Raw genomic sequence first — 26,014 nt, 5'->3', positions numbered from 1 at the left:
TTTTTATTATACTTCTTTTAGAACTTGGTGTAAAGATACTGAACAGGCTCTTATAGGCAGCCATATTGAACATGTCCGCTGGAACGGACAGACAACAGATATTCCCGTAGACGATTTTAAAAACGCTGGAAAGCTGCGAAAGGAGATCGAAGTTTATGATACCTCCGGCAAATTAACCAAAGCATGGGGATATACCAAAGACAATTCCGCCATGTCCCTTGCCAATGCTCTATATAACACACCATATATGAATACGCTTATTGACAACTACTGTTACAACATGCTCATCAGCAGCCACTGCAATGCAGGCATGGCAGATGCCGGCATCATCAATGCCGTTTATCAGCATGTCCGACAGAACACCGTCTACGGCTACAGCTACATTGAGGATCCCTACGGCGATGTCAAGAGGAAAACCGGCACCTGGTCTTTCTGCAACTACTTTTCCAACAATGCGATCGGTCCTGTAACTGCCGGGGTAGGCGTATGTTCAGCATATACAGAACTGATAGAAAAAATGATCGAACAGGTGCAGCAGAGAAATATGTCCGCCACATTGCAAACATTCCGCAAAAATGGTGCCAATCACGTCTGGAACATCATCGGATTGAATGTGGGCACTTCTTCAGAAAAATGGTATTATCTAGACGCTACCAACGGGCTGTTCCTGGTGGGATATGAAAACCCACGCCTATCCAATTCCGCAGCACTATTCGCCTACACCAACATTCCCAAAAATGCTGACGGTACTTATAGCATCACTGCCTCTGGCGGCAAAACCATAAAACTGCAAGGCAGTGACTATGTGCTCCGAGCCAGCGATACTACATACAACATCAGCAGCGGCGGTACGCCATCCCGGGGTGATATCAACGGCGACAAAAATATTGACGCAAACGATGCCTATCTGACGCTTACTGCCTATGCGAAACAGTCTGTTGGTACATCCACGGGCTTTACAAATGCCCAACTTTCCGCCATGGATGTGGATCAAAACGGCAGTATCAACGCCAATGATGCCTATTATATCCTGTGCTATTACACTCGACATTCTGTGGGTACAGATTGCAGCTGGGATACGATCATTTCATAAGGTGAACCCTATTATAATACAACAAAAACCCGGTCTGCGGCACACACCGCAAACCGGTTTTTTCTCACAGATCTGCCGGAACAATCCCAGCTGATCTTTACGCTTCTTCCTCTTCAGAATGTGTCAGACCGACTAAAGCTTTTACTGCCAAGCAAATCCCCAGCACATTCAGCACAATTTCAAGTACGGATACAATTACTCTCAATGTTTTCATATCACACATTCCTTTTTGTTACTCGGAGCGTTATTTCAAAAAAGATTATGCCTTGCCGACAGAGCCGAACAGGTTCATCTTCTCCTCAACCTTTGCCATGATTGCTTCATAGCCCGGCAGGAGAAGCTTTCTCGGGTCAAAGCCCTTACCCTTCAGATCCTTGCCTTCTTCAATATACTTTCTGGTTGCCTCAGCGAATACCAGCTGGCACTCTGTGTTTACGTTGATCTTTGCAACGCCCAGAGAGATTGCCTTTGTGATCTGATCATCCGGGATACCAGTACCGCCGTGGAGTACCAGCGGCATATCGCCGACAGCCTTCTTGACAGCTTCCAGTGTCTCAAAGCTCAGACCTTCCCAGTTCTCCGGATATACACCATGGATATTGCCGATACCAGCAGCCAGAATGTCTACACCCAGGTCAGCAATGGTCTTGCACTCCTGCGGATCTGCACATTCGCCCTTGCCGATAACGCCATCTTCTTCGCCGCCGATGGCACCAACTTCTGCCTCGATGGACAGACCCAGTTTGTGAGAAACTGCAACCAGTTCCTTGGTCTTTGCAATGTTCTCTTCAATCGGGAAATGAGAACCGTCGAACATGATAGATGTAAAGCCTGCCTTGATGCAGTCATAACACTGATCATAGGTACCGTGATCCAGGTGCAGTGCAACCGGAACAGTAATGCCCAGAGATTCATCCATTGCCTTTACCATGTCTGCAACAGTCTTGAAACCAGTCATATACTTGCCTGCGCCGCCGGAAACACCGAGAATTACCGGAGAGCCCAGTTTCTGAGCTGTGTTCAGGATTGCCTTTGTCCATTCCAGATTGTTGATGTTGAACTGACCGACAGCATACTTGCCGTTCATAGCAGCCTGCATCATATCCTTTGCCGATACTAACATAAATGAATATCCTCCTAATAATTATACTGCAACAGTTGTCCATGCACCGCATGGACGAGTCGTCTGCTCTTTTATTATACCGCATGTTCTGTCAAAATGCAATGGGTTTCCGAAATTTTTTTCCAACATTCCAAAAGCAGCTGCTCCAAATCAACATTTATTTGATGCTTTGTCGAAAAATCGACGCTGTATCGAAATTTGATGCTTGCAGAACAGCACCGGTTTCTTGTATAATAAATGTATATTCTGGTTATGCAGGTAGATGCCGAAACTGCCAATATCCGTCCGCAGAAAAATCTTTTGCCGATAGGAAACACGTTCCAACACAGTTCGCCCCTACATTACTGCACCAATTACATTTGAACCTTTTTTATGATATTACGATTATGAGAGGAGTTTTCCTATGGATATTCATCAGTTCTTTTTGGGCAATGCCTTTGATGCCCACACCTATTTCGGCGCACATGTCACAAAAAACGGCGTCGTTTTCCGCACTCTTGCCCCCAACGCCAGAGAAGTCTCCCTGATCTGGGAAGGCGGTGACTGGAAACCCATACCCATGCGGCGCATTCATGACGGCGGCATCTACGAGCTGACGATTCCCAATGCTATGCCTGGACAGATGTACAAATACCGTATTACACCCCAGAATCCTCAGGGGGAAACCATTGACCACTGCGACCCCTATGGTTTCGGCATGGAACTGCGCCCTAACAACGCTTCGATCATCCGGGATCTGGAGAATTTCACATTCCACGACAAAGAATGGATGAAAAACCGTGGCGATCACAAACACAAACCGGTAAATATTTACGAGGTACACCTTGGCTCCTGGCACACCAATCCCGACGATCCCAACGGCTGGTACACCTATGGAGAAATTGCGCCAAAGCTAGTGGACTACGTCAAAAAGCATGGCTACAATTATATTGAGTTCATGCCGCTGAGCGAACATCCGGCAGACTGTTCCTGGGGCTATCAGAACACAGGTTTTTTCAGTCCTACTTCCCGCTATGGCACTGCACATCAGCTTATGCAGTTGGTAGAGACCTGTCACCAGGCAGGCATCGGCGTGATCATGGACTTTGTCCCGGTACACTTTGCCGTAGACGGTTATGCACTGAACCACTATGACGGCACCACCCTGTACGAATATCCGGAAAAGGATACCAACTACAGCGAATGGGGCAGCTGTAATTTCATCCACGCCCGCGGCGAGGTATGCAGTTTTCTCCAATCCTGTGCCAACTACTGGCTGTCGGTGTTTCACTTTGACGGCATTCGCATGGATGCTGTGAGCCGACTCATCTATTGGGGCGGTGAGGAATTCCGTGGCACAAACCCGGCGAGCATCACTTTTTTACAGCGCATGAATCAAGGACTCCACCGGCTAAACCCTACGGCAATGCTGATTGCAGAGGATTCCACCAACTACAGCGGCGTGACACGTCCCATAGAACAGGGCGGACTCGGCTTCGATTATAAATGGGATATGGGCTGGATGAACGATACTCTGGATTATTTCCGACAATATCCCTGGGAGCGCAAAAACGAATACCACAAATTGACCTTTTCCATGATGTACTTTCCCAACGAATCCTATCTGCTCCCCCTGTCACACGATGAAAATGTCCACGGGAAAGCTACCGTCATGCAGAAAATGTTCGGCGACTATGATGGAAAATTCCCACAGGCACGTCTGCTCTATCTGTACATGTACGCCCATCCCGGCAAGAAGCTGCTGTTTATGGGCAGCGAACTGGGACAGCTCCGGGAATGGACAGAGGCGCAGCAGCAGGACTGGGAACTGCTGCAATATCCCATTCACGATGCATTCCACCATTTTATAACAGAGTTGAACCATCTGTATCTGACTGAACCGGCACTCTATGCAGAGGACTATGAGCAAAACGGATTCCGGTGGGTAGACTGCCACCAGGAAGAGCACTGTATTTATGCCATGGAACGCCGTGCGGGAGACAGCCGCCTGCTGGTACTGCTGCATATGTCCGATGAGGGCACACAGCCCTACACTTTTACCTTGTCGGACTGCGAATCACTCCAGCCACTGCTGCACACCGATTGGGAACGATTCCACGGGACTGTACCGGAAGACAGGAGCATGATCCTCGGTGACAGAACACGTACTGGAACACAATTTACAGTCGAGTTGCCGTCATTTAGCGGCATGATCCTTCGAATTATTCCGAAAGTAAAAAAAGAAAAAGAATAATCTAATCAGCGTGCGTACTTCTGCAAAGAAGCCGCACGCTGATTATTATACATTGATTCGATAAGAGTTGAAATATTTAACAGTTGTATCTAAAGAAAGCGATATGAAATAGAAGTAATATTTTAAACCATTCCTTTCCTTTCTTTCGTTTTTTCATTTTCGAAGAAAAGCTATTGACAAAAATTTCTTTTATGACTATAATATAAGTATAGAGTATCCTATAAAAGAAAAAATACAATCAAACAAGAAAATTTAGGAGGACGATAAAAATGAAGAATATGTTGAAAAAAGTCACTGCTGGTATTTCTGCGGTAGCTGTAAGTGCAGCTTTGTCCGCAACAACGATTCCGGCTTTTGCTTCGGAATATGAAGCATCAATGGCAAATACATATGTGGCTTCTTTTGATGATGATGAGGTTAAACAAGTAGCCCAATATTGTCTTGATAATGGCATGACATTAGAAGAAACCAAAGATACCATGACTCATTATTTACATGGATTAGAGTTAATTGAAAACAGGACATCAGAAGACAACGGAATTTCTACTGCAAGCGTTAGTACAGGAAGAACTTTTTATAGTGCTACAAATGTTGCAAGCACGCAACATTACGGTGTCATTATTGTAGACAATCCTAGTTCGTCAACAGTCACAACAATAAAATTAGGATGGGATACTGCTAAGATAAATTGTCCAAATGACAGTGCAAGTTTTTTGGCAACTTGTCAAATGAAAAATGGATATCCCAGTCTAGCTGCTATAGCAACAGAAGAAGTAGAAAAAGAAGGATTTACAGTGGGAGCTTATGGAATGTTGCCTCAGATTGAAGAAAATGATTTGTATACTAGGTCATTACTTACATTTCCTTTCAGTCTTATAAGTTCGACAAGTGAAGCAAATATTAAGGGAGCTTTTAAATTTAGCTACTCCAGTTCAGCACTAAACGGAAAAACAACAGGTCTTGAACTTCATACTTATGCACTTGGCGATTTTGATCATAGCGGCAAAGTCGATGATGCAGATGGTACTTATGCTCTACAATTCTTGGTTCGTTCATTTGATGGAGTATTTAAGTATACAAATGTACATGACAACGTTGCTAGTGCAGTGAACTTCTTAGCACTTGATGCCAATATGGACGGCTCCATCACAATTTCAGATGCCAACCTGATTAACAAGTGGGCAGTTCAGTAAATTCAATGACACAAGACTTAGAAAGGAGGAATTCCTATGAAATCAAAGAAAAAATTCATCCGTGCACTTGCTTTGATGTTAACCATTTTTACATCCGTTTCTGCAACGCACCCATTTATATCTAATATCCCAATGATTGCTTCTGCGGCAGAGCAGCAAACGCTCTTTACAGGTACTTGCGGCGCAGACAATGGAAATATCACATGGTCATATGACACAAGCACAGAAACCATGACCTTTTCTGGTACAGGCGCTATGGAAGTTTATTACTTAAACGGCATTAATATAGACAATCTTGGTGTACAGCTACCAGAAGAGCTCATCATACCAGAATGGCTGACAGATTCTCGCATTCCTTCTTACAATGCCAAACATGTTGTTTTTGAAGAAGGTATCACCGATGCAGCATATGTTTGTAAAGAATTTTTCGGGGAGAATGCAACTTACTGCACAATCACCGTACCAGAAAGTATGGAAAACATCAATTTGGAATATGTGCAAAAATCTTGCATCTACTACGGGTTGTACGGTTCAAAATTTTATTATCAATGTGAAAGTTCTCCTCGCTTTGTAGGAACTGGCATTGCAAAAGATCCATTGTATCCTACGTCTGGAACGTCAGAAAAAGGCGCATCCTGGAATTTCAATTATGAAACCAATACGCTGACCATCAGCGGACCGGGCACAGTTGATGCAAATGATATTATGCCTCCTGCAGACACCATCGTGTTCACATCCGATTTCATTCCTCCCGAAAACTCGACTACTACGTTCGAATTTAATGAATATGTTTATATCCACACCTTTTTATTCATCAGCGAGGGGAAGCAGAAGGTTTACTGTTATCCAGGGAGTCCTTTTGCACAGGAATATGAAAAAGTAGTATCCTATTTTTCCAGCCACGGTAACCCTTCTAGTGACTTTTCCTGCACCTATATTGAAAATGCTCCGATCTGCGGAGATGCCAATTTAGACGGTGTTGTGGATATTACGGATGCCGTTCTACTGAAAAAAGCAACAAACAATAGTATTGTTCTTAACGATCTGCAAACACAAGCAATGGACTGCAACGGTGACCAAATCATTGATTCTAACGATGCACTGTTATTGCTTCAATTTTTGGTACACATCGTAGACAGCTTACCTCTTAATTCTTGATTTTGTATATTAAAAACATTCTATGACTTTTGTTTCGGAAAAGGTTACTTCAAGTCAAATTAAGCTATAATATTTTTGAGAGGAGCGGCTATAAATGAAAACTAAGAAATTTTTTAGCCATTCAATTGCATTTTTACTTTCCTTCTGCTTATTCACAGTATCCGCCTCAGTTCATGGAATATCGGAAATCAACGCATCCGCCGAAGAAAGTGCCGTCACGTCTGGTACTTGCGGCATAGCCAATCGAACAACATGGACATTTGAAAATGAAACATTGACATTGTCCACTGTTGGTTCAGATGGAATGGATTTTCCTGAACATGACGATGATGTTTCAAGTGATGATTTGCCCTGGGCGATGTGGAATGACCAAATTAAAACAATCGATTTATGCAAAGCCGATCTTACTGTATATGACAGCTTCTTTGAAGATTTCAAAAACGTCGAAACAGTTCGTGTCTCTTCAAAAAGTCTCGATACGCAATGGGGTGGATATCCAAACAGAAAAACTTCGTATGATGATATGATCGAAAACGCTGATGTCATATTTGCGCCCCGATATTCTTATACAGAATGGCTCGTTCATTGGGATGATACAAAAACATATATTCCAAATGGCACAGCAACTGCACCATTCTACACAGAAAGCGGTCAGATAGAGGACTCTGTTTCTTGGTATTGCGATACCTTGAATCGTGCCTTACACATCTATAGTAACTATGAAACAGGCATCGTATCAAACGATGCAGTCAATCAAATCGTAAAGCTTTCAAAAAGCTGTGATACAATTTATTTTGAATCAAAACAACTGCGAATTTCTCCTTCAAACTTGATGGTTCTTTTAGATGCTGATGCTTATGCCGGGGAAAAAACCGATAAAATGCTGTATCTGTACAGTTCACTTTTCGAAGGCGAATCTCCTTATTTTGGCGTTAGCTGGATGGACGACTTATCTATTATTGATTGTACTTATGTTCTTCTGGATGACGAAAATACTGATTTTATCTGCGGAGACATCACACGAGATGGAAGAGTCGATACATGCGATGCAGTCCGCCTGAGTCAGATGATTGCAAGAGATCAGCTGACAATCACACCAGATCTACTTCATATTGCAGACTGCAACGGAGACCAAATTATTGATTCTAACGATGTACTGTTATTGCTTCAATTTTTGGTACACATCGTAGACAGCTTACCTCTTAATTCTTGATTTTTTCATATTGACAATAAAATCGGCTTACCGCAAATACGGCAAGCCGATTTTTCTTTATTCTGCTGACATTTCCGTCTCCACCTCAGTCACTGCTGTGGTTGCTGTGGCAACCGATGCGCCAGACTGAAACTGTTCAAATCCCAATGTCGCATCCAGATTATCCATCTCAAATCCAGCAAGCTCACCGGATTTTGTCAGCTTCAGGATGTAGGGATTGCCCTCCAGATCGCCCTCCACCAACACATATCCATCACTGGCTTCACCGGTAATTTCCTCTTGCTGCGCCAGGGAATCCACTACCTGGATCAGATTGCCGAGAACAGACTTTGCCGGCATTGCCGTCTGAGGTACAGAAAACGCCAATCCCTTATAGGACGCTGTTACTTCGCCGTCACAAAAATCCAACACCACCCCGGCAAGAGTGGACGGTTCCCCAAAGGAAACACTCCAGACGCCATTTCCCATACGAGAAAGCGTCCCAGCTGCCTGAAGATCCTCCATATCCAAGGTCATTTCCGTTGTAAAACTGCCCCCCAGCTTCTGGGCTGCACTGGCATCCTCTCCGCCGGGCTTAGAACAACCCACGAAAACAGCCATGCTCCCAGCCAGCGCCAGTCCTAGAACCGCATATCGATTTCGCTTCATATGTACTCCTCCTCACAGGATCTCTGATCTATACCAACGATTCTACATCCTGTGACGGGGTGTCAGATCACAGAGCCTCAGCTGTCCCGTGTCCGTTCCAATTCCAGCAGTACCTTCGGCAGGCATGCCAGCAGATCCCGTGGGAGCATTGCCTGCTCCGAACAGGTCTTTGCTGCCAGATCTCCTGCTGCACCATGAAGATAGACACCAGCGCAGACAGCATCCCATGGAGACAAACCCTGAGCCGCAAAAGCGGCGATCATTCCGGCAAGCACATCACCGCTGCCGCCCCGGCTCATGCCCGGATTTCCCGTGGGATTTTTCACCATACGGTCTCTCTGGGCTGCCAGTGTTCCAGCACCTTTCAGCGCCAGCGTCACCGGATATTTCCGGACAAATTCTGCCGCCGTCTGTACACGATTTGCCTGGATCTCTGCAATAGATAGCCCTGTCAGCCGTGCCATTTCTCCCGGATGCGGCGTCAAGATCCAATCTGTCCCCGTCCGTCTGCTTAAATCTATGCAGTCAGTCACACAGTTTAGACCATCTGCATCCAAAATCACAGGACACGCCGCCGATTCCAAAACCCAACGCACCAGTCCCCGTGTCTCCACCGTCACGCCCAGACCACAGCCGATCAGTATTGCATCCGCACGGCATAAATGGGGCGCCAACTTTTCCTGATTCATCGCATTGCGCAAAAAGCCGTCCTCGTCTGTTTCCAAAGAAAGCCACATTGCCTCCGGTTCCGCCGCTGCCAGACGCATAGGATTTTCCGGCGCTGTGGCAACTGTCACTAATCCTGCACCGCTGCGCAGCGCTGCCTGAGTGGAAAGGGCACATGCGCCGGGCATATTCCGACTCCCCGTAATACACAAAAGCCGCCCGAAATCGCCCTTTTGGGCATCCCGTCTGCGCCTGGGAAGCATTGTGCAGATGTCCTTCCATGTCAGTTCCTGCATAGGATCTTCTCCTTTCGTTTGCAATTCAGATTTGCTATGATTATAGCATAAAATCCAAGAAAATGCAAATGAGCGAACAGAAACACACAAAAATTTGTTTTTATGTAAAGGGCGGCCAATGGTCAGCTCTGCGTTCACACAATTTCATAAGATAAAACAAAAAACATAGATTTGCATGACAAACAAGAAAAGCACTTGACAAAACCGTAAAAAAAAGATATACTGAAAAGAGAATTTTTACTTTGACATTGGTCGAATCAAATATCCGGGGGAATTAGAAATGGCAATTCATCATATCAAACGATTGGAAAAAGTACTTATTGGCATTGGCATTGCACTGCTGGCAGTTATCATTGTATGTCTCATATTATTTAGTCGTGCAGACAAGGTGTCCGCACCGGATGCCATTCCCGTCCTCACCACAACAACTACGACTACGACTACCACAACGGTGACTACCACTACCACTGTGACTTACGATTACACCATGCAAATCGACATGGAAAAAGTAAAACAGCACCACGATGTCAATCCCGATGTTGTCGGCTGGGTTTATGTTAACGATACGCCCATTGACTACCCCGTAGTACAGGGTGAGGATAATGCGCACTATATTGACAAGGACTGGCAGGGAAATTACAGTTCCGCCGGAAGTATTTTTGAAGATTTCCGAGGTGAAATCGGAAAGACAGAGAACACTTTGTTTTACGGACATAATATGGGCAACGGCTCCATGTTCCACAGCGTCAAGAGCTTCAAGGATGAAGCCTGGGGCAGAGAGCACATCTATTTTGAAGTTGCTTCTCTGGACAAACGCTATCTCTACCGAATCGTAGCATGTTCTGTATTGAATGGTGAAGACGGCGCAGCATTCGATTACTGGAACCGCATCGATTTGAACAAGGATGAATTCACGAAATACATTGAAGATATCCGCTCCACCGCCCTGGTTTGGTATGCGCCGGAAGATGACATCCCTGCATACGGCGATCACATGATTGCACTCCAGACGTGCAATTCTGGTGCAGATGACGGTATACGCTGTATCTTATTCGGGCAGTGCCTGGGTGAATATTGATCTTGTACAAAACATAACACAAAAAACGGTATCCTGCAAACCTCAGTTCGCAGGATACCGTTTTTCTATGATCATTCAATAGAATTTCGTCAGAATCCGTTCAGGTTATTTTTCGTCATAATGCTTGGATAGCACCGATAGCTGTAATCCTGATCCACATTACCAGAAATACCGTTGACACTGCCCGTGCTGGAATACTGCCATATGCCATATGCGGTTTTAGAATAGGACGGTGTGCTGACACCGAAGTGTGCCACCCAGATGTCATACTCTTCCAGAACAGACTGGTATACCTTATTGTTTAAGAAGCTGGCATAGCTGTACAGGCTGATATAATAGCCTTTTTCCTCCATGGTTTCGCAGAATGCGGTGATAATTGCGGAAACCTGCTCCTTGGTCATGCTGACATGAACAGATGCCTCAATATCAAAAACAAGGGGATATTCAAACTGATAACCTTCGATCACCTGGGCAAAAACCTCAGCCTCCTGCTTAGCATCTGCTACCGTTTCGGCATAGCTGAACCAATAGGCACCACAGGCGATACCGGCATTCTGGGCATTTCGCATGTTCTGGTCAAAATAAGGATCCTCCTGGCTGGCATATTTGCCATAGCCGGCACGGATCAGCGCAAAGTCTATGCCGTCTGCCCGGACTGCCTCCCAGTCCACATTTCCCTGATACTTGGAAACATCAATGCCGTCATATCGATCTTTCTGCGCCCACGCACCCTGCAATGGTGCAGTCGTTGTCGCAGCAGATGTCGTCGTTGTCGTTGCCGATGTGATCATTGAAGTAGATGTGGTTGTTCCTACAGTCGTTGCAGTTGACACAGAAACAGTCGATACAGCAGTTGTCTCAGCCGCCGCTGATGTAGCTGTCTCCGTTGCTGAAGTACTTTCTGAAACGATCGGTTCTGTGGTATCCGACGTTGTCACTGAGACCGTTTCCTCCGTCTCTGTCAACTGGGTAGTCAGCGCCGAAGCCGTCGTTATGACAGATACATCAGTGGTTTCTGTCAATACAGTCGTTGTCTCGACTGCTGCCGTAGTCGTATCCGTCTGATCTGCGGCATCCCACCGAGCAAGAAATGCCTGAGCATCTTCCGGCAGAATGCAAGTGACGCTATACTGGGCATACCAGTTCAAAAAATAATAGGCATCCGATACATCCAGCCCGCCAGAGTTGTCCACATCCAGCAGGATCTGATATTTCAGCGAAAGCGCATTATCACCACCGACACTTATGCCGGCGTATGCCTGCAAGGTGATATATGCAAGTTGTGAAAAGTCATCATGTGCTGTGTTAGCGAGCATTTCCTCCAACGAAGAAACTTCACTGGCAGACACAGCCATGCCGCCTAGGGGAAGCGATGCAGTGCATAATGCAGCGGCGGTCAGAATGCCTGCCAGTTTCCTGTGAATTGGATTTGCCATAAGTAATACCTCCTAAAATGTACCATAGAACAGGTACATCGCGGTAATCATTTTTGCTCATATGTGTCATATGTGTAAGAGTCTTTTTCAAGACCTGAGCAGATCACTGTCTTGCCAGAAGCGCCAGCCCGATTATCTGAAGCAGTGCGATCAGCGGAAAGCCATACCGAAAATACCAGTGCCGTGTTTTATGATGAAAACACCACATGCCCAGTGTGCCGCCGATACCGCCGCCCAGCAATGTCACCAGAAGCAGTGTCTTTTCCGGGATGCGCCACGCCTGCCGTTTGGCACGCCTTTTGTCCACGCCCATGAGGCAGAATGCGATAGTGCTCACAAGAAGCAGATAACCCAGGATGCTGCGAAGCCCAATTTGTTCCATTGTCCTTCGCCCCTTAGTGTCCGAGGCGCAGTTGTCTCGGCAGTGCTTCCTGCAATACGTCGATCACAGCCTCATTGGGAGAAAAGATGATACGGGTGGGGCCATAGTCATCTGTGTCCAGATCGGCATAATATTCCCTTTCCCCGGTATTGTCGGAACAGAGCACAAGCGTCCGTGTCTCATCGTCCGGCACATCATCCGTCATTTCGCCAAAGGCTTCAAACTTAGAGACGTCTACCGTGATCAGATGTACACGCTTGCGCCTTGCCACGATCTTGTCCACATCCATTTCTCCGTTGGTCACTGCATACTCATATTCTACCGACTGACTGGACAGCAGAAAATAAGCACCATAGATCAGTGCACAGGTGATCAGCAGAATAAACGGGATTTTGGTGAAGAACACAGCGGCGATTGTCACTGCGCACAGCAGCACCGCCAGAAGAATGATACCCATTCTTTTCGCTTTATCCCGCCCGTCCGGCTGTTTTTTTACCATATATTCTGCAAAATTGTCCATGAAACAAGACTCCTTTCACCAAGTCTATTTCTATTCTACCATACATATTGTAAAATTTCAAGAAAAAAATTTCAAAATGACTTGATTTTTTCAACAAAATGCGGTATAATGTTCTGGAAACACGGTGAAGAAGCGAGTAGGTATGCAACCTCCGGCACAGAGAACGGGTCATTGGCTGAGAGCCCGTCCGACAGGCGCATACTGAAGTTCCCTTCTGAGTGGCCGGGCGGAACTGCTGACTTTGGGCGATGTTGCCTTAGGCAAAGTAGGTTCGGATGTCATGTCCGCATTAAGGACAGAAGAGTGATGGCTCTTTGAAAATGGGTGGTTTTTGCAAGCAAGTCAGTCTTGTCCTGTTTTCAGGACGAGATTTTTTTATTGCCGCAAATGCTGCGGCAGCCCTCGGAAGAGCCGAATATTGCAGGTATGCAGCCTGCGAAAGAAAGGAACGGTATCATGAAAGAACAACTCGAAGCGATCCGCACTGCCGCAAAACAGGCGCTGTCAGACTGTGCGGATTCCAAGGTACTGGAAAACCTGCGTGTGCAGTATCTTGGCAAAAAAGGCGAACTGACAGCCATTCTCAAGCAAATGGGAAAACTGTCCGCCGAAGAGCGTCCTGCCATGGGACAGCTGGCAAACCAGGTACGTACCGATATTGAACAGGCACTGACAGAAAAGCAGCAGAAGCTGTCCGAAGCCATGCTGGCACACAAGCTGGCAGCAGAAACTGTGGATATCACCCTGCCGGGCAAATCACAGAAGGTGGGCAGCATGCACCCACTGACCATTGTGGAAAACGAGATCCGGGAGATCTTCCTGGGCATGGGCTTTTCCGTGGCAGACGGTCCAGAAGTGGAATACGATTACTACAACTTCGAAGCCCTGAACCTGCCGCCGGATCACCCGGCACGGGATACCCAGGATACCTTTTATATTACAGACAACATCCTGCTGCGCACCCAGACATCTTCCGTACAGGTGCACGTCATGGAAAATCAGAAGCCGCCCATCCGTGTGATCTCGCCGGGCCGTGTATATCGTTCCGATGCTGTGGATGCCACCCACTCTCCGCTGTTCCATCAGATCGAGGGACTTGTGGTGGACAAGGGTATCACCATGGCTGACCTGAAAGGCACGCTGGAACTGCTCATGCAGCGTCTCTACGGCGAGGACTGCAAGATCCGTCTGCGTCCTCACCACTTCCCCTTCACAGAACCCAGCGCAGAAGTTGACGTCATGTGCTTCCAGTGCCACGGTGCAGGCTGCCGTATGTGCAAGGGTGAGGGATACATCGAACTCCTGGGCGCAGGCATGGTACACCCGAAGGTTCTGGAAGGCTGCGGCATTGACAGCAGCGTATACTCCGGCTTTGCATTCGGTCTGGGTCTGGAGCGTATTGCGATGCGCCGGTATAACATCGGCGATATGCGTCTGCTGTATGAGAACGACTATCGGTTCCTGGAACAGTTCTAAGCGGAAGGAGGAGCAAATCAAATGAATTTATCTATGAAATGGCTTGCCGATTATGTGGACTGCGGCGTTTCCGTCAAGGATTTCTGTGCCGGTATGACCATGAGCGGCTCCAAAGTTGAAACCTATGAGACTGAGGGCGAGGCTGTCAAGAACGTCATTGTAGGCAGACTGATCTCCATTACCCCCCATGAAAATTCTGACCACTTGCAGGTGTGTCAGGTTGACGTTGGCGGTGAAGCCCCCATCCAGATCGTTACTGGTGCCCAGAATATTGTAGAGGGGGCGCTGGTGCCTGTTGCCATGATCGGTGCCGATCTGCCCGGCGGTGTACACATCAAAAAGGGCAAACTTCGGGGCGTGGAGAGCAATGGTATGCTCTGTTCCCTGGGTGAACTGGGGCTCACAAAGCATGATTTCCCCTACGCCATCGAGGACGGCATCTTCCTCATTGAAGAGGACTGTAAGCCGGGACAGGATATTCACGAAGCCATCGGTCTGAATGATACCTCTGTGGAATTCGAGATCACCTCCAACCGTCCGGACTGCCTGTCTGTTGTCGGACTGGCAAGAGAGGCTGCTGTCACATTCGGCAAGCCGCTAAACGTGAAGAAACCGGTATTCCACGGTACTGCAGAAAAGCTCAGCGATACCATTTCCATTTCCGTTGAGAATCCGGCTCTGTGCCCTCGCTATATTGCCGGCATGGTGAAGAACGTAAAGATCGGTCCCTCTCCCCGTTGGATGCGGGAACGGCTCCGTGCCAGCGGCGTGCGTCCCATCAACAACCTGGTGGACATCACCAACTATGTCATGCTGGAATATGGTCAGCCTATGCACGCTTTTGACCTGCGCTATGTAGGGGGCAACAAGATCGTTGTCCGCAATGCCAAGGACGGAGAAACCATCACAACGCTGGATGGTCAGGAGCGCAAGCTTTCTCCGGAAATGCTGGTCATTGCCGATGCCGAAAAGCCCATTGCTGTGGCAGGTGTCATGGGCGGCGAATACAGCGGCATTATGGACGATACCACTACCGTGATATTTGAATCCGCATACTTCGAGCCGGTACAGGTTCGCCGTACCGCCAAGAAACTGGGTATGCGTACAGATGCTTCTGCACGCTATGAAAAAGGACTCGACCCGGACGGCTGTCTACGGACACTGCACCGTGCAATGGAACTGGTAGAACTGCTGGGTGCCGGTGAACCGGTGGCGGATTCCATCGAAGTAGACAACCGGAACAATACACCTGCACAGATCTCCTTTGATCCGGATTGGATCAACAAATTCCTGGGCACAGAAATTTCCCGTGAGGACATGGTAAAGACTCTGGAAGCACTGGAAATTCATGTAGATGGCAACACTTGTACTTCTCCCAGCTTCCGTATCGATCTGGAACGTCCGGCAGATATTGCCGAAGAAGTCGCAAGAATTTACGGTTACAACAATATTCCGTCTACCGTTGTCCGTGGTGTGGCTGAGGCACAGCTGACACCTCAGCAGCAGTTCCTGCGCAAGGCAGAACAGACCATGGTGGGACTGGGCTATTACGGCACTCTGACCTATTCGTTCACATCCCCCAAGTGTTTCGACCGCATTTGTCTCCCGTCAGACAGTAAGCTGCGCAAAACCATTACCATTACCAATCCTCTGGGTGAGGACACCAGTATCATGCGTACTACTACGCTGCCCTGTATGCTGGATGTGCTGGCAACCAACTACAAAAACCGCAATGCGGCAGTTTGCCTCTATGAGATGGGCAAGGAATATCTGCCCACAGGACCGGATACCCTGCCGGAAGAACCAAATCGCCTGACCATCGGCATGTACGGCGGCAATGCGGATTTCTTCGAGCTGAAAGGCGCAGTAGATGCCCTGCTTAAGGAACTGAATCTCCCCAGATGCACTTATATCCGTCCGTCCGAGGCAGAGGGTATTTTCGAGGAATGCTGTGCGCTCCACCCCGGCAGAAGTGCTGTGATCTTCTGCGGTGAAACGGCGATCGGTTACCTGGGCGAACTGCATCCCGCTGTACAGAAAACCTATGGCATCGGTGCAAAAACCTATGTGGCAAAGCTGCTCATTCAGGAAATGTCCGGACTGGCAGAAGCAGAGGTGACATACAAGCCTCTGCCGAAATTCCCGGCGATCACCCGTGACCTGAGCCTGCTGTGCGACGAAACACTGCCGGTAGGTACGATGGAACAAACCATTGAACAGGCTGCCGGAAAGCTGCTGGAACAGGTGACCCTGTTCGACGTATACCAGGGCGACCAGATCGCCGCCGGCAAAAAGAGCGTTTCCTTCTCTCTGAGACTGCGTTCTCACGAAGGCACGCTGACAGATGAACAGGCAGATGCCGCTATGAAACGTGTGCTGAAAGCTCTGGCTGGCATCGGCGCTTCTCTGCGTGAATAAACGGAGGTAGCTGTCATGAAGCTGAAAAAAGAAACAGCAGAACCGCCGAAACCGAAAAAAATAAAACGCGAAAAGAAAGAACGTACCCCGAAAGAAGCTACAGCATTGATGCTGGGTGTCATTTCTCTGATACTTGCCATTCTGGCAGTGATCACACTGATATACGTTTCCACTTTGGTCGCTGCGATCCTGGGCGGCTGCGCTGTGCTTGGCGGTTTTGCCAGCCTCATGGTAGGAAAAGGCGGCATTCTCCCGGCAATCGTGGGTGTAGGCGGCGGATTCCTGACCGTGCTTTCTGCGATTATCACCATGCGGTTACAGTAAACTATCAGATCAACTTATAAAAATAGTATTAAAACAAAAAACGCAGAGTTCCGAACTGGTTCTCTGCGCTTTATTTTACAAAAAAAGGACACAGGCGTACGACCGCTTGTGTCCTTTTTATGTCCATTACATATTGCTCTGAATAGCATCCATCAAGCCGCTTCCAGCAAGGATAACTGCATTGACGATCCACATTACGATACCTAAAATAATACCAATAATGCCCAGTACCAGACCAGCTGTCTGCTTACCGCCGGTCACGCCTTCCTTCTTTGCCATCATTGCCAGTACAATAGCAACAATACCGCAGATAATACCAGCAATAGGGATGCAAATACCGATCAGAGAAACGATACCCAGCACCAGCGCCGCAGTTGCTTTTCCGTTGGATTGATTCATTGTGTGTTCACCCCGATTGTAAATATTTCTTCCGTGAATCACGGATAGATTTATTTTAATTATACCATGTTTTTTTCGTGTTGTCAAGGTGAAATTTTCTAAATTTAAAAAGATCATTTCCTTCCATTGACACCGCACACAAGCATATGCTATCATAAGAGTATCTCTAAACCACAGACTCATAAAAGGAGACATGCTAATGCAAACACAAACCATCTACCATTCTCCTCTGGGAGATCTCCGGCTGACGGCAGATGCAACCGCACTTTTGGAAGCCCGCTTCGATGTACCGCTCACTATGCCCCAGGAAGAATCCCCTATCTTAACGAAAACCATCCGTTGGCTGGAACACTATTTCCAAGGAACAGATCCGGGAAAACTGCCGCCCATTGCGCCAAAAGGCACTCCTTTTCAGCAGCGCATCTGGCGTTTGACGCAAAATATCCCCTATGGGTGCACAGCAAGCTATGGCATGCTTGCAAAGCATGCAGCCATCGAAATGGGCAAGGCAAAAATGTCTGCTCAAGCAGTAGGCGGTGCTGTCCGTTGCAATCCCATTGCGATCCTGATTCCCTGCCATAGAGTAGTCGGTGCAAATGGCGATCTGACAGGCTATTTCGGCGGCATGGAACGCAAGATACGCCTGCTGACCCTGGAAGGATTGGATATGACACAGTTCACGCTCCCGCCCCAGTGATTTCCACACGCCGTGCAGCGATCTGATCTGTAAACATGGCGTCATGCTCCACAAACAACAGCGTCGGCTTCGCCTGTAGCAACATCTGTTCCAGCTGTATCCGGGAAAAGACATCCAGAAAGCCCAGCGGCTCATCCCAAACGAACACATGGGCAGGGGTACAGAGACTGCCTGCCAGGAGTACTTTTTTCTTCTGCCCCATACTGAGGAGATCCACATCCGTTTCCAATTGCCATCGTTCAAATCCCAGCTTGCGCAAAATGGTTTTCAGCAGCGTTTCATCAGCACCCAGCGTTTCGGCATATGCAGCAATAGAGCCTTTCAAGTGGGAAGGATCCTGTCCAGCATAGGAAATTCGCAGACCGCTCTGGCGGTATACCTCGCCGGTATGAGGTACATCCTCGCCGCAGAGCAGCCGCAACAGACTGGACTTTCCGCAGCCGTTGGCACCGCACAGTGCCAGTTGTTCTCCTGGCTCCAGCGTCAGCTGTACCGGCTGGCAGACCGGATGGGACGGGTCATATGTGATCTGCACCTGATGCAGTCCCAATAGTGATGTTCCACGGCAGGGCAGCTGAGGCAGTTTCAAAGTATCCATAGTTTCCACATCGTGGAGCAGCGCCGCCTTTTGTTCCATTGCCGCTTCCTGCCGTGCTGCAATAGACTTGGAACGGCGCATCATTTTTTCCGCCTTATGTCCGATGTAGCCCTTATCCGGCCGCAGACCGCCGGTACGTGTGCCGTTTTTGGTCTGTTCCACCTTATCCGACCAGTTCGCCGTGCGGCGTGATGCCTCGGACAGTCGGTCGATCTCCCGGCGGAGCTTCTGATTTTCCGCCAGTTCTCGTGTCTGCTTCTGTTCCTTAGTTTCCCACCATGTGGAAAAGTTCCCCTTTTGCAGCGTCATACTGCTCCGATTCAGTCCCAGCATATGATCTACACAGCCATCCAGCAGAGCACGGTCATGGGATACCAACAGAAAGCCTTTTTGCCGTGCCAGAAAATCCGCCACCAGCTGCCGTGCCTGCCCATCCAGATGTACTGTCGGCTCATCCAGCAGCAAAAAGCAATCCTCCTGCAAAAAGGAAACTGCCAGCAGTGCCCTTGTCTGTTCGCCGCCGGATAATGTCTCAAAAGGACGATACAGCATTTCCTCTGTGATCCCCGATCTGGTGCATTCACGCTGTATCTGCCAGTCCGGGATTCCGGCAGCGCATTCCTCCAGCACATCCCACGTCAGCCAGGCAGGATCTGTCACTTGCGGCGGAAAACGACGGATCATGCAGTCGCTGCGAATACTCCCGGTATAGGGCAGTTCACCGCACATAAGCCGCAGCAGGGTGGTCTTTCCTCTGCCGTTCCGCCCCGTAAGCCCCAGCTTCCAGCGAGTGTCAATTTGCAGAGAAACATGGTCAAACAAAGGCGTTTCCTGCCCCTCATAGGCAAAGGTTACATCTGAAATATGAATATAAGGCATAGTTCCTCCTTTCTTGTGTAGGCAGATTCCTACACAAAAACAGACGCCGCAGGAGAAGTCCTCCCACAGCGTCTCAGAGGTTATGCGCAGCACATCCGCCAGCAGACAAAAATCCGCCGGCGTTTCTTTCTGAGTGACAGTCTATGGGTCGTTTCTGCAAGCAGCGCAAGACCGACGGCAAGGTACACCTCACCCGTCTTACAAATCATACAAAATGTATTATACATGCTTAGCAAAAACAATCCCGCATTGGACTATCGCTCCTTTCGTTTCTGTTCGTTTTCATTATATCACTGGGTATGCAGCTTGTCAAGAGGGGCAACTTCATTGGAAAGGTGGAAGAAACACTTTCAAATATTTGTGATACACAATGTAATATTACTCTTCAAATATCTCATCCGGTTCGTCTCCATAGTCCTCTTCAAATTCCTCAAAGAAGAACTCTGACAGCAGTTCCTTGGCATCATCGTTGCCTCTTGCTGCCGCCAGATGCAGCCAGTACCTTGCTTCGTCCTCATCTTCATCCACACCAGTACCATTCAGATAGCAATACCCCATCATATACTGGGCACCGTCATGACCATGCTCGGCAGCACGCTCAAACCAGTCCACTGCCTCTTCATCATCCTCGCCGTCATCGCCCACATAATAGCAAATACCAATCATATATTGGGCGTTTTCATTGTCCTGCGCCGCCTTTCGGAACCATTCCAGTGCCGTTTCCTTATCCTCTTCTACGTCAAAATAATATGTTCCGATGGCACACTGCGCATCAGAAAATCCCTGGTCTGCGGCACGCTCGAACCAATCCAACGCCGTGTCAATATCCTCGTCCACACCATCGCCGTCCTGATAACACGTTCCCAGTGCAAACTGCGCATAAGGATTGTTCTGCTTTGCAGACAGTTCCAACCAATAGACTGCCTCTTCCAGATCTGCCTCTATGCCAACGCCAAAGCGATAGCAGCTTCCCAATTGGAACTGCGCCTCATTGTCTCCAGCTTCTGCCGCTTCCCGAAACAACTTCACTGCATATACCGGATCTGCTTTGACGCCATTGCCTTCCACATAACAAACGCCCAACTGGCATTTTGACGGGATGTCGCCCTGCTCTGCCGCTTTTTGAAACCAATACACCGCTTGCCTGTCCTCTTCCTCCGAGGTCACATCCTGATAAAATAGGCACATTCCCAGTGCATACTGTGCGTCCCGGTAATCCTGTTTTGCCGCCCGTTCCAGCCACTGCTGGGCAAGCTTTTCATTTTGCTCCACGCCCCTGCCAAAATGATAACATGTCCCCAACAGATACTGGGCAATGGGCACTTCTTGCTCAGCAGATTTTTCATACCAATGCACGGCAGACTTCTCATCCATTTCTGTGCCAAGGCCATTGAAATAACAGTCTCCCAGATTATATTGTGCCGCACCGTTGCCGCCTTCTGCTGCTTTCCGGAAACAGGAAAACGCTTCTTTCTGATCCTGTTCTACACCATTTCCATCCATATAGCAGCGACCCACCATATTCACCGCTTCCAGACTGCCCATCTCCGCCGCCTGGCGGTACAGCTCTAACGCATGAGCTGCATCCTCTTGCACACCGGTACCGGACATATAACAAATACCCAGCTGCAAAATGGCTTCATCGTTTCCTTGGGACGCAGAGCGTTCTAACCATTCCGCTGCTTTTTTCTCGTCCGGTTTCATATGTTCCCCGTTCAGCAGAAGCATGCCCACTGCAAACTGTGCTTCTGGAGAATCATTTTCTGCGCCGAGAGACAGCCAATGAAATGCCTGGGAGAAGTCCATTTCCACGCCAATCCCCTGATAATAGCAGTCACCCAGATGATACAATGCAGAAGGCAGCATTGCCTCCGCTGCCTGTTTCAGCCATATGATACCCTGTTCCGTCTGCACCTCGGTACCAGTGCCGTACAGACAGCACATACCAGCAAAATCCTGCGCTTCAGGGATTCCTGCTTCGGCAGCACGAGTGATCCAGGAAAAGCCCTCTTCCTGGTTGGCCTCTGTTCCTATGCCGAAATAATAACAGCGCCCTGTTTCAAACTGTGCATGAGCATCGCTGCTCTCTGCTGCCGCCTGAAGAAGCAGCAGCCCACGATGCTGCGCTTCTTCCGCTTCGCTGTGGTTGATCAGGTACAGCCCCAGAACAAATTCTGCCTCATGGTCGTGCTGCCTTACGGCACGCTCCAGCCACATAAGGCCAGTGTCCTCTTCCTGCTCTAAGAGTTCCTCTTTGCCCTGCAAATAATACATGCCCAGCAAAAACTGCGCTTCATGATAACCCTGTTCTGCAGACTGTTTCAACAATTCCATAGACTGCACTGGGTTTTCCGCCGTACCTCTCCCGTCTCGCAGGCACATTGCAGTCATAAACTGGGCATTCGCATAACCATTGTCCGCCATTCTCCGGAACCAGCTATAGCCTGTTTCTTGTGCATCTATATCGCCGTTTTCCACCAAGTCCAGATAATGATTATAATTTTCCGGATTCATCACGTAGGAATCCTCATTTTTCCGATATCGTTCAAAGAATCTTTTTTTCATATCAAGTTCCCCCTTTCCACCCCGTCACTTTTGCATCGTGATACTTATTATAATGCAAAATCAACACACTGTCAAGTGCGGAATACGGATTCCCAAAAAGCGCAATTTTTCTTACTCTGTATCATTGACGTGTTCCGTAGGAGTGATCTGTGTTCGCTCACTAAAAATGTGAATTTTTTATTATAAGTTAAGAACTAGTATTGACAAGTGCATTGACATATGCTATAATACAATCAGACAAGATCTGATGCACTTCACTGTGCAAAACAGACTTGTTCAAACTGAAAAAGATGATTTCTGGAGGTAGTTTATATGAAAAAGTTTGTATGTTCTGTATGTGGTTATGTGTTTGAAGGCGAAGCAGCACCGGCAGCATGTCCGCTTTGCGGTGCTCCGGCAGAAAAGTTCACAGAACAGAAAGAAGACAGTATGCAGTGGGCTGATCAGCATGTCGTTGGTGTAGCACAGGGCATTGACGAAGAGATCGTACAGGGTCTGCGTGAAAATTTCAACGGCGAATGTTCTGAGGTCGGCATGTATCTGGCCATGGCACGTGTTGCATTCCGTGAAGGTTATCCGGAGATCGGTCTGTACTGGGAAAAGGCTGCATATGAAGAAGCTGAGCACGCTGCAAAATTTGCAGAACTTCTAGGCGAAGTCGTTACTGATTCCACCAAGAAAAACCTGGAGATGCGTGTTGCCGCTGAAAACGGTGCTTGTGCCGGCAAGAAGGCACTTGCTGCAAAGGCAAAGCAGCTGAATCTGGATGCGATCCACGACACGGTTCACGAGATGGCAAAGGATGAGGCAAGACACGGCTGTGCATTTGAAGGTTTCCTGAAGCGTTACTTCAACGACTAATCAAAATTATCTAATCATATATAAAAAGGCTTCCCTGTTCAAAAAGCAGAAGGAAGTCTTTTTTCATAGAAACCACAAAAAGGGATCGCTGCATCAAACAGCGATCCCTTTTTATATCATAAATTTACGAGCTCTTATTCCTTTTCTGTTTTCTTCGCATCTGCCGCAGTATCAGTTTCTTCCAGTTCTGCTTCAACAGTTACTGCCTCCAGTGTATTTCTTCGGTAGGATACCATAAATGCACGGACAACTGCAAATACCAGATAAGCTACAAAGAGAAGGGCTTCTGCCACCAATAACGGACGCACCATATTGGAAATGGCGTTGGAAACACTTCCACTTGCCGGAACCAGAACGCTGTAGGAATTTGCATACGAAGCTGTCTCGAAATACTCGTCAGCGGTTTCATTCACTGCATTGACCAGCGTATTGATCTTCTCGCCCAGAGCAGCCATGTCTGCATCTACTTTTTCCTTATCCTTTGCGTTGCCCAGAGTTTTCTTTTGCAGATTTTCCAGACGAGTGGTATAGTCATTGATCTGCTGCTGATAAGAAGAAACGCTGTCCTGTGTATCCGTTTTCTGCTGGATCAGATCGTCATATGCCTCGGACGGCTGTGTCAGCGCAGTGCCAGAAGTATTATCCGAACCTGCCATAATCACGATAGAATCCTTTTCATAATTGGTAATGGAATCTGTGATAGACGCTAGTTTTTCTTCAGCACTCTTCTTTGACCGTGTCAGTGTATCGATCCGATACTGGTAATAGGTCATCAGTGCATCCTTATCCTTTGTGACATTCTTGCCGAACACATAGGAAGACAGGGTTGCATAATCCACAGTTCGCATGGTACTGATCGCTTCGTCCAGATCAGAGAACGTGTAGCCAGTTTCAATAGAACGGAACCGGGTCTCATCATCAGAAGAAAGACGGCTCACATAATTCTGCAGGGAACTCAGCGTTGTGTAGAACAGATCCATTGCCTGAGGATAATCATAGCCAGCATAATCCACAGCAGACAACGCATCACCAAAAACATCATTATAGCCATAGGTCTGCATGAAATAGGTCTTATAATTGCTCAGAAGCGTATTGAGAAAATCCGCAGCTTGAGAACGAGTCATACTTGTATTCAGGTATGAAAACTGTACCTCAAAACGTGTAGGATAATAGGAAACATCCATGAGCTGCTTTGCCGCTTCAATAGAATTGGTTGCCTCGAAAATGCTTTGATATGCAGTCAATTCATCAATGGTTTCGCTGGGAACAACACCAGAAATGGTAATGCCGCCACGAACATTGTCCACCAGATCCGCAGACATACCAAAGTCTGTCAGAGTCTCTTCAATGAGAGACGGCGATTTAATAGAATTGGCATCGAATTCATTCCCATTCGGGTCTAATCCCTGCTCGATCCCCGCATAACTAAAACCTACCATTGCTGTCAGGGGGGTAGCATGGCTATTGGAAACTACCATAGAACAGCCGAACACCAGACCTGCTGCAACAACTGCAATGATAATCCAAAGCAAAAAATATTTTTTCAGCTGGCGAAAAATATCAATTACAGGAATAGTAATGGTATCTTCCTCCTGGGCAGGATTTACAATTTCTTGTTTCTGGGTAGCTTTTTTTGTACTCATATTCTTTGACACCTCAGTAAAATATCCTTTCTATTTCGTATGGGGAAACTATTCTAACCATTTTATTATACCATATTAAAATATTCTTGTAAACAGGATAATCTTGAAAAAAATGATGGACAAAAGCAAGAAAAAACAGCAATTTTCACAAGAAAACTGCTGTTTGCGACACAACTGAAATCATTGTCGGATCAATTAGATTTTCTCCCTCTCCATATCCTCTGTCAGATACTGCTCCAACGGCTTCACCGGAACGGGAATATAATCGTGCACTGTCAGCTGCGGCAAAAATTCCTGCCACTTTTCCGGTGCAGCAATCAGCAACAGTTTCTTCTGCCGTGTCAGCCCTTTACATGCCAGTTCAAACCGTGCTGCCGCTGTACGGCTGTCAGTCTTCCAGCAACAAGCCAGTGCAGCCGGCGGATGACTACGTGTATATTTTGCACCACCCGGAAGTCTCCCACAGTGCTGCCGCATACGCCGTTTCAAATCGGGGGTGATCCCGGTATAAAGCGAATCATCCTGACATCGCAGCATGTAAATATAATACATAATAACACTTTCCTCGTTCTATTTTTTCCGATATAGCAATTCTTCCGGCGCAAAGCCACGCCGTGTCAAAGTATAGGTCAGCCACACTACCACAAAGGGCAGCAGATCTGCCAGTACCAGAATTCCGGCTTCGCCCCAGGAAAGGGCTGCTGCTGTTACATCAGCACTGAACAGGTTACACAGCTGCAAAAACGGTGCGGCCAGCAGCTTGTACCAGCGGTAGAATGTCTCGGGGAGTATGCAGCCCCGTGCCAGAAGCAGACAGATCCCCCAGATGACATAAGGCAATGTCACTGCACCGCTCAGCAGAAACCGCCGCAGGACTGTACCATCAATTTTTTGATGCTGATCGGTTTTGGCACGGTTGAAAGCAAAATTGATACACAAGCAAACCAGTATACCTATAGTACAAATACAGCTGATGAGCCGTGCCAGACCACCGCCGATTGCCGACAGTGTCAGTGCCAGAAACAGACAAAGGATCTCCGCAAAAAAGTATGTTCCTATGGCTTTTGCAAAATTTTTGATTTCCATTTTTGACCTCCTACGGGGAAATGATACAA

General features: G+C 47.7%; 23 protein-coding genes. 11 read left to right on the top strand and 12 right to left on the bottom strand.

The genetic code is table 11. The annotated features are described in order from the left end of the window. The coding region (locus QZ375_RS08200) for a dockerin type I domain-containing protein (protein ID WP_295217765.1) at window positions 1-1,093 on the top strand (1,093 nt) is incomplete at its 5' end. Between the two features lie 259 nt (window positions 1,094-1,352). Here QZ375_RS08200 and fba read toward each other — a convergent pair. Then, the gene (gene fba, locus QZ375_RS08195) at window positions 1,353-2,216 is read right to left on the bottom strand and encodes a class II fructose-1,6-bisphosphate aldolase (RefSeq protein WP_295217763.1); all 864 of its coding nucleotides are present in this window, start codon (window positions 2,214-2,216) and stop codon (window positions 1,353-1,355) included. Window positions 2,217-2,619: 403 nt separating this feature from the next. Between fba and glgB the strand changes: the two genes are divergently transcribed. The 4 genes from glgB to QZ375_RS08175 all read left to right on the top strand — a co-directional run bounded on the left by glgB (window position 2,620) and on the right by QZ375_RS08175 (window position 8,013). After that, window positions 2,620-4,449: a 1,4-alpha-glucan branching protein GlgB gene (glgB, locus tag QZ375_RS08190; RefSeq protein WP_295217761.1), complete on the top strand. Its 1,830-nt coding sequence runs from the start codon at window positions 2,620-2,622 to the stop codon at window positions 4,447-4,449. Between the two features lie 269 nt (window positions 4,450-4,718). Further along, window positions 4,719-5,642, top strand: coding sequence for a hypothetical protein (locus QZ375_RS08185; RefSeq protein ID WP_295217759.1), 924 nt, complete (start codon window positions 4,719-4,721; stop codon window positions 5,640-5,642). Window positions 5,643-5,678: 36 nt separating this feature from the next. Then, window positions 5,679-6,800: a dockerin type I repeat-containing protein gene (locus QZ375_RS08180; RefSeq protein WP_295217758.1), complete on the top strand. Its 1,122-nt coding sequence runs from the start codon at window positions 5,679-5,681 to the stop codon at window positions 6,798-6,800. A gap of 94 nt (window positions 6,801-6,894) precedes the next feature. Then, entirely contained in the window at window positions 6,895-8,013 is a 1,119-nt protein-coding gene (locus tag QZ375_RS08175) for a dockerin type I repeat-containing protein (protein ID WP_295217756.1), read from the top strand. A 57-nt stretch (window positions 8,014-8,070) separates the two neighbouring features. Here QZ375_RS08175 and QZ375_RS08170 read toward each other — a convergent pair whose 3' ends face one another. Both QZ375_RS08170 and QZ375_RS08165 read right to left on the bottom strand, forming a co-directional pair. Next, the gene (locus QZ375_RS08170) at window positions 8,071-8,661 is read right to left on the bottom strand and encodes a hypothetical protein (RefSeq protein WP_295217752.1); all 591 of its coding nucleotides are present in this window, start codon (window positions 8,659-8,661) and stop codon (window positions 8,071-8,073) included. Between the two features lie 77 nt (window positions 8,662-8,738). Then, on the bottom strand, window positions 8,739-9,623 hold the full coding sequence (locus QZ375_RS08165; RefSeq protein WP_295217748.1) for an NAD(P)H-hydrate dehydratase: 885 nt from the start codon (window positions 9,621-9,623) through the stop codon (window positions 8,739-8,741). A gap of 280 nt (window positions 9,624-9,903) precedes the next feature. On the opposite strand from QZ375_RS08165, the gene QZ375_RS08160 reads away from it, so the two are divergent. Further along, complete coding sequence (locus QZ375_RS08160) at window positions 9,904-10,701, top strand: class B sortase (RefSeq protein ID WP_295217746.1); 798 nt, start codon at window positions 9,904-9,906, stop codon at window positions 10,699-10,701. Window positions 10,702-10,790: 89 nt separating this feature from the next. Here the strand turns inward: QZ375_RS08160 and QZ375_RS08155 are convergent, their stop codons facing one another. The 3 genes from QZ375_RS08155 to QZ375_RS08145 all read right to left on the bottom strand — a co-directional run bounded on the left by QZ375_RS08155 (window position 10,791) and on the right by QZ375_RS08145 (window position 13,039). Beyond that, entirely contained in the window at window positions 10,791-12,137 is a 1,347-nt protein-coding gene (locus QZ375_RS08155) for a GH25 family lysozyme (RefSeq protein ID WP_295217744.1), read from the bottom strand. Window positions 12,138-12,240: 103 nt separating this feature from the next. After that, complete coding sequence (locus QZ375_RS08150; protein ID WP_295217742.1) at window positions 12,241-12,519, bottom strand: DUF1294 domain-containing protein; 279 nt, start codon at window positions 12,517-12,519, stop codon at window positions 12,241-12,243. A 13-nt stretch (window positions 12,520-12,532) separates the two neighbouring features. Beyond that, entirely contained in the window at window positions 12,533-13,039 is a 507-nt protein-coding gene (locus QZ375_RS08145; protein ID WP_295217741.1) for a DUF6106 family protein, read from the bottom strand. 456 nt (window positions 13,040-13,495) lie between these two features. Between QZ375_RS08145 and pheS the strand changes: the two genes are divergently transcribed. The 3 genes from pheS to QZ375_RS08130 are packed head-to-tail and all read left to right on the top strand — an operon-like array spanning window position 13,496 to window position 17,257. Then, window positions 13,496-14,515 (top strand): phenylalanine--tRNA ligase subunit alpha, encoded by a 1,020-nt coding sequence (gene pheS, locus QZ375_RS08140; RefSeq protein WP_295217739.1) that lies wholly within the window; start codon window positions 13,496-13,498, stop codon window positions 14,513-14,515. A gap of 21 nt (window positions 14,516-14,536) precedes the next feature. Next, window positions 14,537-16,933: a phenylalanine--tRNA ligase subunit beta gene (gene pheT / locus QZ375_RS08135; RefSeq protein WP_295217737.1), complete on the top strand. Its 2,397-nt coding sequence runs from the start codon at window positions 14,537-14,539 to the stop codon at window positions 16,931-16,933. Between the two features lie 15 nt (window positions 16,934-16,948). After that, window positions 16,949-17,257, top strand: coding sequence for a hypothetical protein (locus QZ375_RS08130; RefSeq protein WP_295217735.1), 309 nt, complete (start codon window positions 16,949-16,951; stop codon window positions 17,255-17,257). Between the two features lie 126 nt (window positions 17,258-17,383). Here the strand turns inward: QZ375_RS08130 and QZ375_RS08125 are convergent, their stop codons facing one another. After that, window positions 17,384-17,656 carry a hypothetical protein gene (locus QZ375_RS08125; RefSeq protein ID WP_295217733.1) on the bottom strand — a complete coding sequence of 91 codons (273 nt, stop codon included), beginning with the start codon at window positions 17,654-17,656 and terminating at the stop codon, window positions 17,384-17,386. Window positions 17,657-17,855: 199 nt separating this feature from the next. On the opposite strand from QZ375_RS08125, the gene QZ375_RS08120 reads away from it, so the two are divergent. Beyond that, entirely contained in the window at window positions 17,856-18,353 is a 498-nt protein-coding gene (locus tag QZ375_RS08120) for a methylated-DNA--[protein]-cysteine S-methyltransferase (RefSeq protein ID WP_295217730.1), read from the top strand. Here the strand turns inward: QZ375_RS08120 and abc-f are convergent. Together abc-f and QZ375_RS08110 are read right to left on the bottom strand one after the other, a co-directional pair. Continuing rightward, window positions 18,334-19,830, bottom strand: coding sequence for a ribosomal protection-like ABC-F family protein (gene abc-f, locus QZ375_RS08115; RefSeq protein ID WP_295217729.1), 1,497 nt, complete (start codon window positions 19,828-19,830; stop codon window positions 18,334-18,336). The genes QZ375_RS08120 and abc-f overlap by 20 nt on opposite strands. A gap of 378 nt (window positions 19,831-20,208) precedes the next feature. Then, the gene (locus QZ375_RS08110; protein ID WP_295217727.1) at window positions 20,209-22,395 is read right to left on the bottom strand and encodes a tetratricopeptide repeat protein; all 2,187 of its coding nucleotides are present in this window, start codon (window positions 22,393-22,395) and stop codon (window positions 20,209-20,211) included. A 312-nt stretch (window positions 22,396-22,707) separates the two neighbouring features. Here QZ375_RS08110 and QZ375_RS08105 point away from each other — a divergent pair, with 312 nt between their 5' ends. After that, window positions 22,708-23,256, top strand: coding sequence for an NADH peroxidase (locus QZ375_RS08105; protein ID WP_295217725.1), 549 nt, complete (start codon window positions 22,708-22,710; stop codon window positions 23,254-23,256). A gap of 134 nt (window positions 23,257-23,390) precedes the next feature. On the opposite strand, the gene QZ375_RS08100 is transcribed toward QZ375_RS08105, so the two are convergent. The 3 genes from QZ375_RS08100 to QZ375_RS08090 form a co-directional block, all read right to left on the bottom strand. Next, the gene (locus QZ375_RS08100; protein WP_295217723.1) at window positions 23,391-24,899 is read right to left on the bottom strand and encodes a hypothetical protein; all 1,509 of its coding nucleotides are present in this window, start codon (window positions 24,897-24,899) and stop codon (window positions 23,391-23,393) included. Between the two features lie 195 nt (window positions 24,900-25,094). After that, complete coding sequence (locus QZ375_RS08095; RefSeq protein WP_295217720.1) at window positions 25,095-25,451, bottom strand: GIY-YIG nuclease family protein; 357 nt, start codon at window positions 25,449-25,451, stop codon at window positions 25,095-25,097. Window positions 25,452-25,469: 18 nt separating this feature from the next. Continuing rightward, window positions 25,470-25,985 carry a hypothetical protein gene (locus QZ375_RS08090; RefSeq protein ID WP_295217718.1) on the bottom strand — a complete coding sequence of 172 codons (516 nt, stop codon included), beginning with the start codon at window positions 25,983-25,985 and terminating at the stop codon, window positions 25,470-25,472. Window positions 25,986-26,014: the final 29 nt, after the last annotated feature.

The sequence above is a fragment of the Ruminococcus sp. genome (assembly GCF_019417665.1).
In the GTDB taxonomy this organism is placed as follows: domain Bacteria; phylum Bacillota; class Clostridia; order Oscillospirales; family Ruminococcaceae; genus Ruminococcus_C.
The sequence above is the reverse complement of the archived record's forward strand: the minus strand, read 5'-3'. Positions and strand labels throughout refer to the sequence as shown.

What these genes read in the sequence shown, in the direction of transcription:
- QZ375_RS08150 (WP_295217742.1), bottom strand. Translation starts at nt 12,519, where the DNA reads ATGGAACAAATTGGGCTTCGCAGCATCCTGGGTTATCTGCTTCTTGTG.
- QZ375_RS08090 (WP_295217718.1), bottom strand. Translation starts at nt 25,985, where the DNA reads ATGGAAATCAAAAATTTTGCAAAAGCCATAGGAACATACTTTTTTGCG.
- QZ375_RS08185 (WP_295217759.1), top strand. Translation starts at nt 4,719, where the DNA reads ATGAAGAATATGTTGAAAAAAGTCACTGCTGGTATTTCTGCGGTAGCT.
- fba (WP_295217763.1), bottom strand. Translation starts at nt 2,216, where the DNA reads ATGTTAGTATCGGCAAAGGATATGATGCAGGCTGCTATGAACGGCAAG.
- QZ375_RS08155 (WP_295217744.1), bottom strand. Translation starts at nt 12,137, where the DNA reads ATGGCAAATCCAATTCACAGGAAACTGGCAGGCATTCTGACCGCCGCT.
- QZ375_RS08125 (WP_295217733.1), bottom strand. Translation starts at nt 17,656, where the DNA reads ATGAATCAATCCAACGGAAAAGCAACTGCGGCGCTGGTGCTGGGTATC.
- QZ375_RS08110 (WP_295217727.1), bottom strand. Translation starts at nt 22,395, where the DNA reads ATGAAAAAAAGATTCTTTGAACGATATCGGAAAAATGAGGATTCCTAC.
- abc-f (WP_295217729.1), bottom strand. Translation starts at nt 19,830, where the DNA reads ATGCCTTATATTCATATTTCAGATGTAACCTTTGCCTATGAGGGGCAG.
- QZ375_RS08095 (WP_295217720.1), bottom strand. Translation starts at nt 25,451, where the DNA reads ATGTATTATATTTACATGCTGCGATGTCAGGATGATTCGCTTTATACC.
- pheT (WP_295217737.1), top strand. Translation starts at nt 14,537, where the DNA reads ATGAATTTATCTATGAAATGGCTTGCCGATTATGTGGACTGCGGCGTT.
- QZ375_RS08145 (WP_295217741.1), bottom strand. Translation starts at nt 13,039, where the DNA reads ATGGACAATTTTGCAGAATATATGGTAAAAAAACAGCCGGACGGGCGG.
- QZ375_RS08170 (WP_295217752.1), bottom strand. Translation starts at nt 8,661, where the DNA reads ATGAAGCGAAATCGATATGCGGTTCTAGGACTGGCGCTGGCTGGGAGC.
- QZ375_RS08175 (WP_295217756.1), top strand. Translation starts at nt 6,895, where the DNA reads ATGAAAACTAAGAAATTTTTTAGCCATTCAATTGCATTTTTACTTTCC.
- QZ375_RS08165 (WP_295217748.1), bottom strand. Translation starts at nt 9,623, where the DNA reads ATGCAGGAACTGACATGGAAGGACATCTGCACAATGCTTCCCAGGCGC.
- QZ375_RS08120 (WP_295217730.1), top strand. Translation starts at nt 17,856, where the DNA reads ATGCAAACACAAACCATCTACCATTCTCCTCTGGGAGATCTCCGGCTG.
- QZ375_RS08100 (WP_295217723.1), bottom strand. Translation starts at nt 24,899, where the DNA reads ATGAGTACAAAAAAAGCTACCCAGAAACAAGAAATTGTAAATCCTGCC.
- QZ375_RS08160 (WP_295217746.1), top strand. Translation starts at nt 9,904, where the DNA reads ATGGCAATTCATCATATCAAACGATTGGAAAAAGTACTTATTGGCATT.
- QZ375_RS08105 (WP_295217725.1), top strand. Translation starts at nt 22,708, where the DNA reads ATGAAAAAGTTTGTATGTTCTGTATGTGGTTATGTGTTTGAAGGCGAA.
- QZ375_RS08180 (WP_295217758.1), top strand. Translation starts at nt 5,679, where the DNA reads ATGAAATCAAAGAAAAAATTCATCCGTGCACTTGCTTTGATGTTAACC.
- QZ375_RS08130 (WP_295217735.1), top strand. Translation starts at nt 16,949, where the DNA reads ATGAAGCTGAAAAAAGAAACAGCAGAACCGCCGAAACCGAAAAAAATA.
- pheS (WP_295217739.1), top strand. Translation starts at nt 13,496, where the DNA reads ATGAAAGAACAACTCGAAGCGATCCGCACTGCCGCAAAACAGGCGCTG.
- glgB (WP_295217761.1), top strand. Translation starts at nt 2,620, where the DNA reads ATGGATATTCATCAGTTCTTTTTGGGCAATGCCTTTGATGCCCACACC.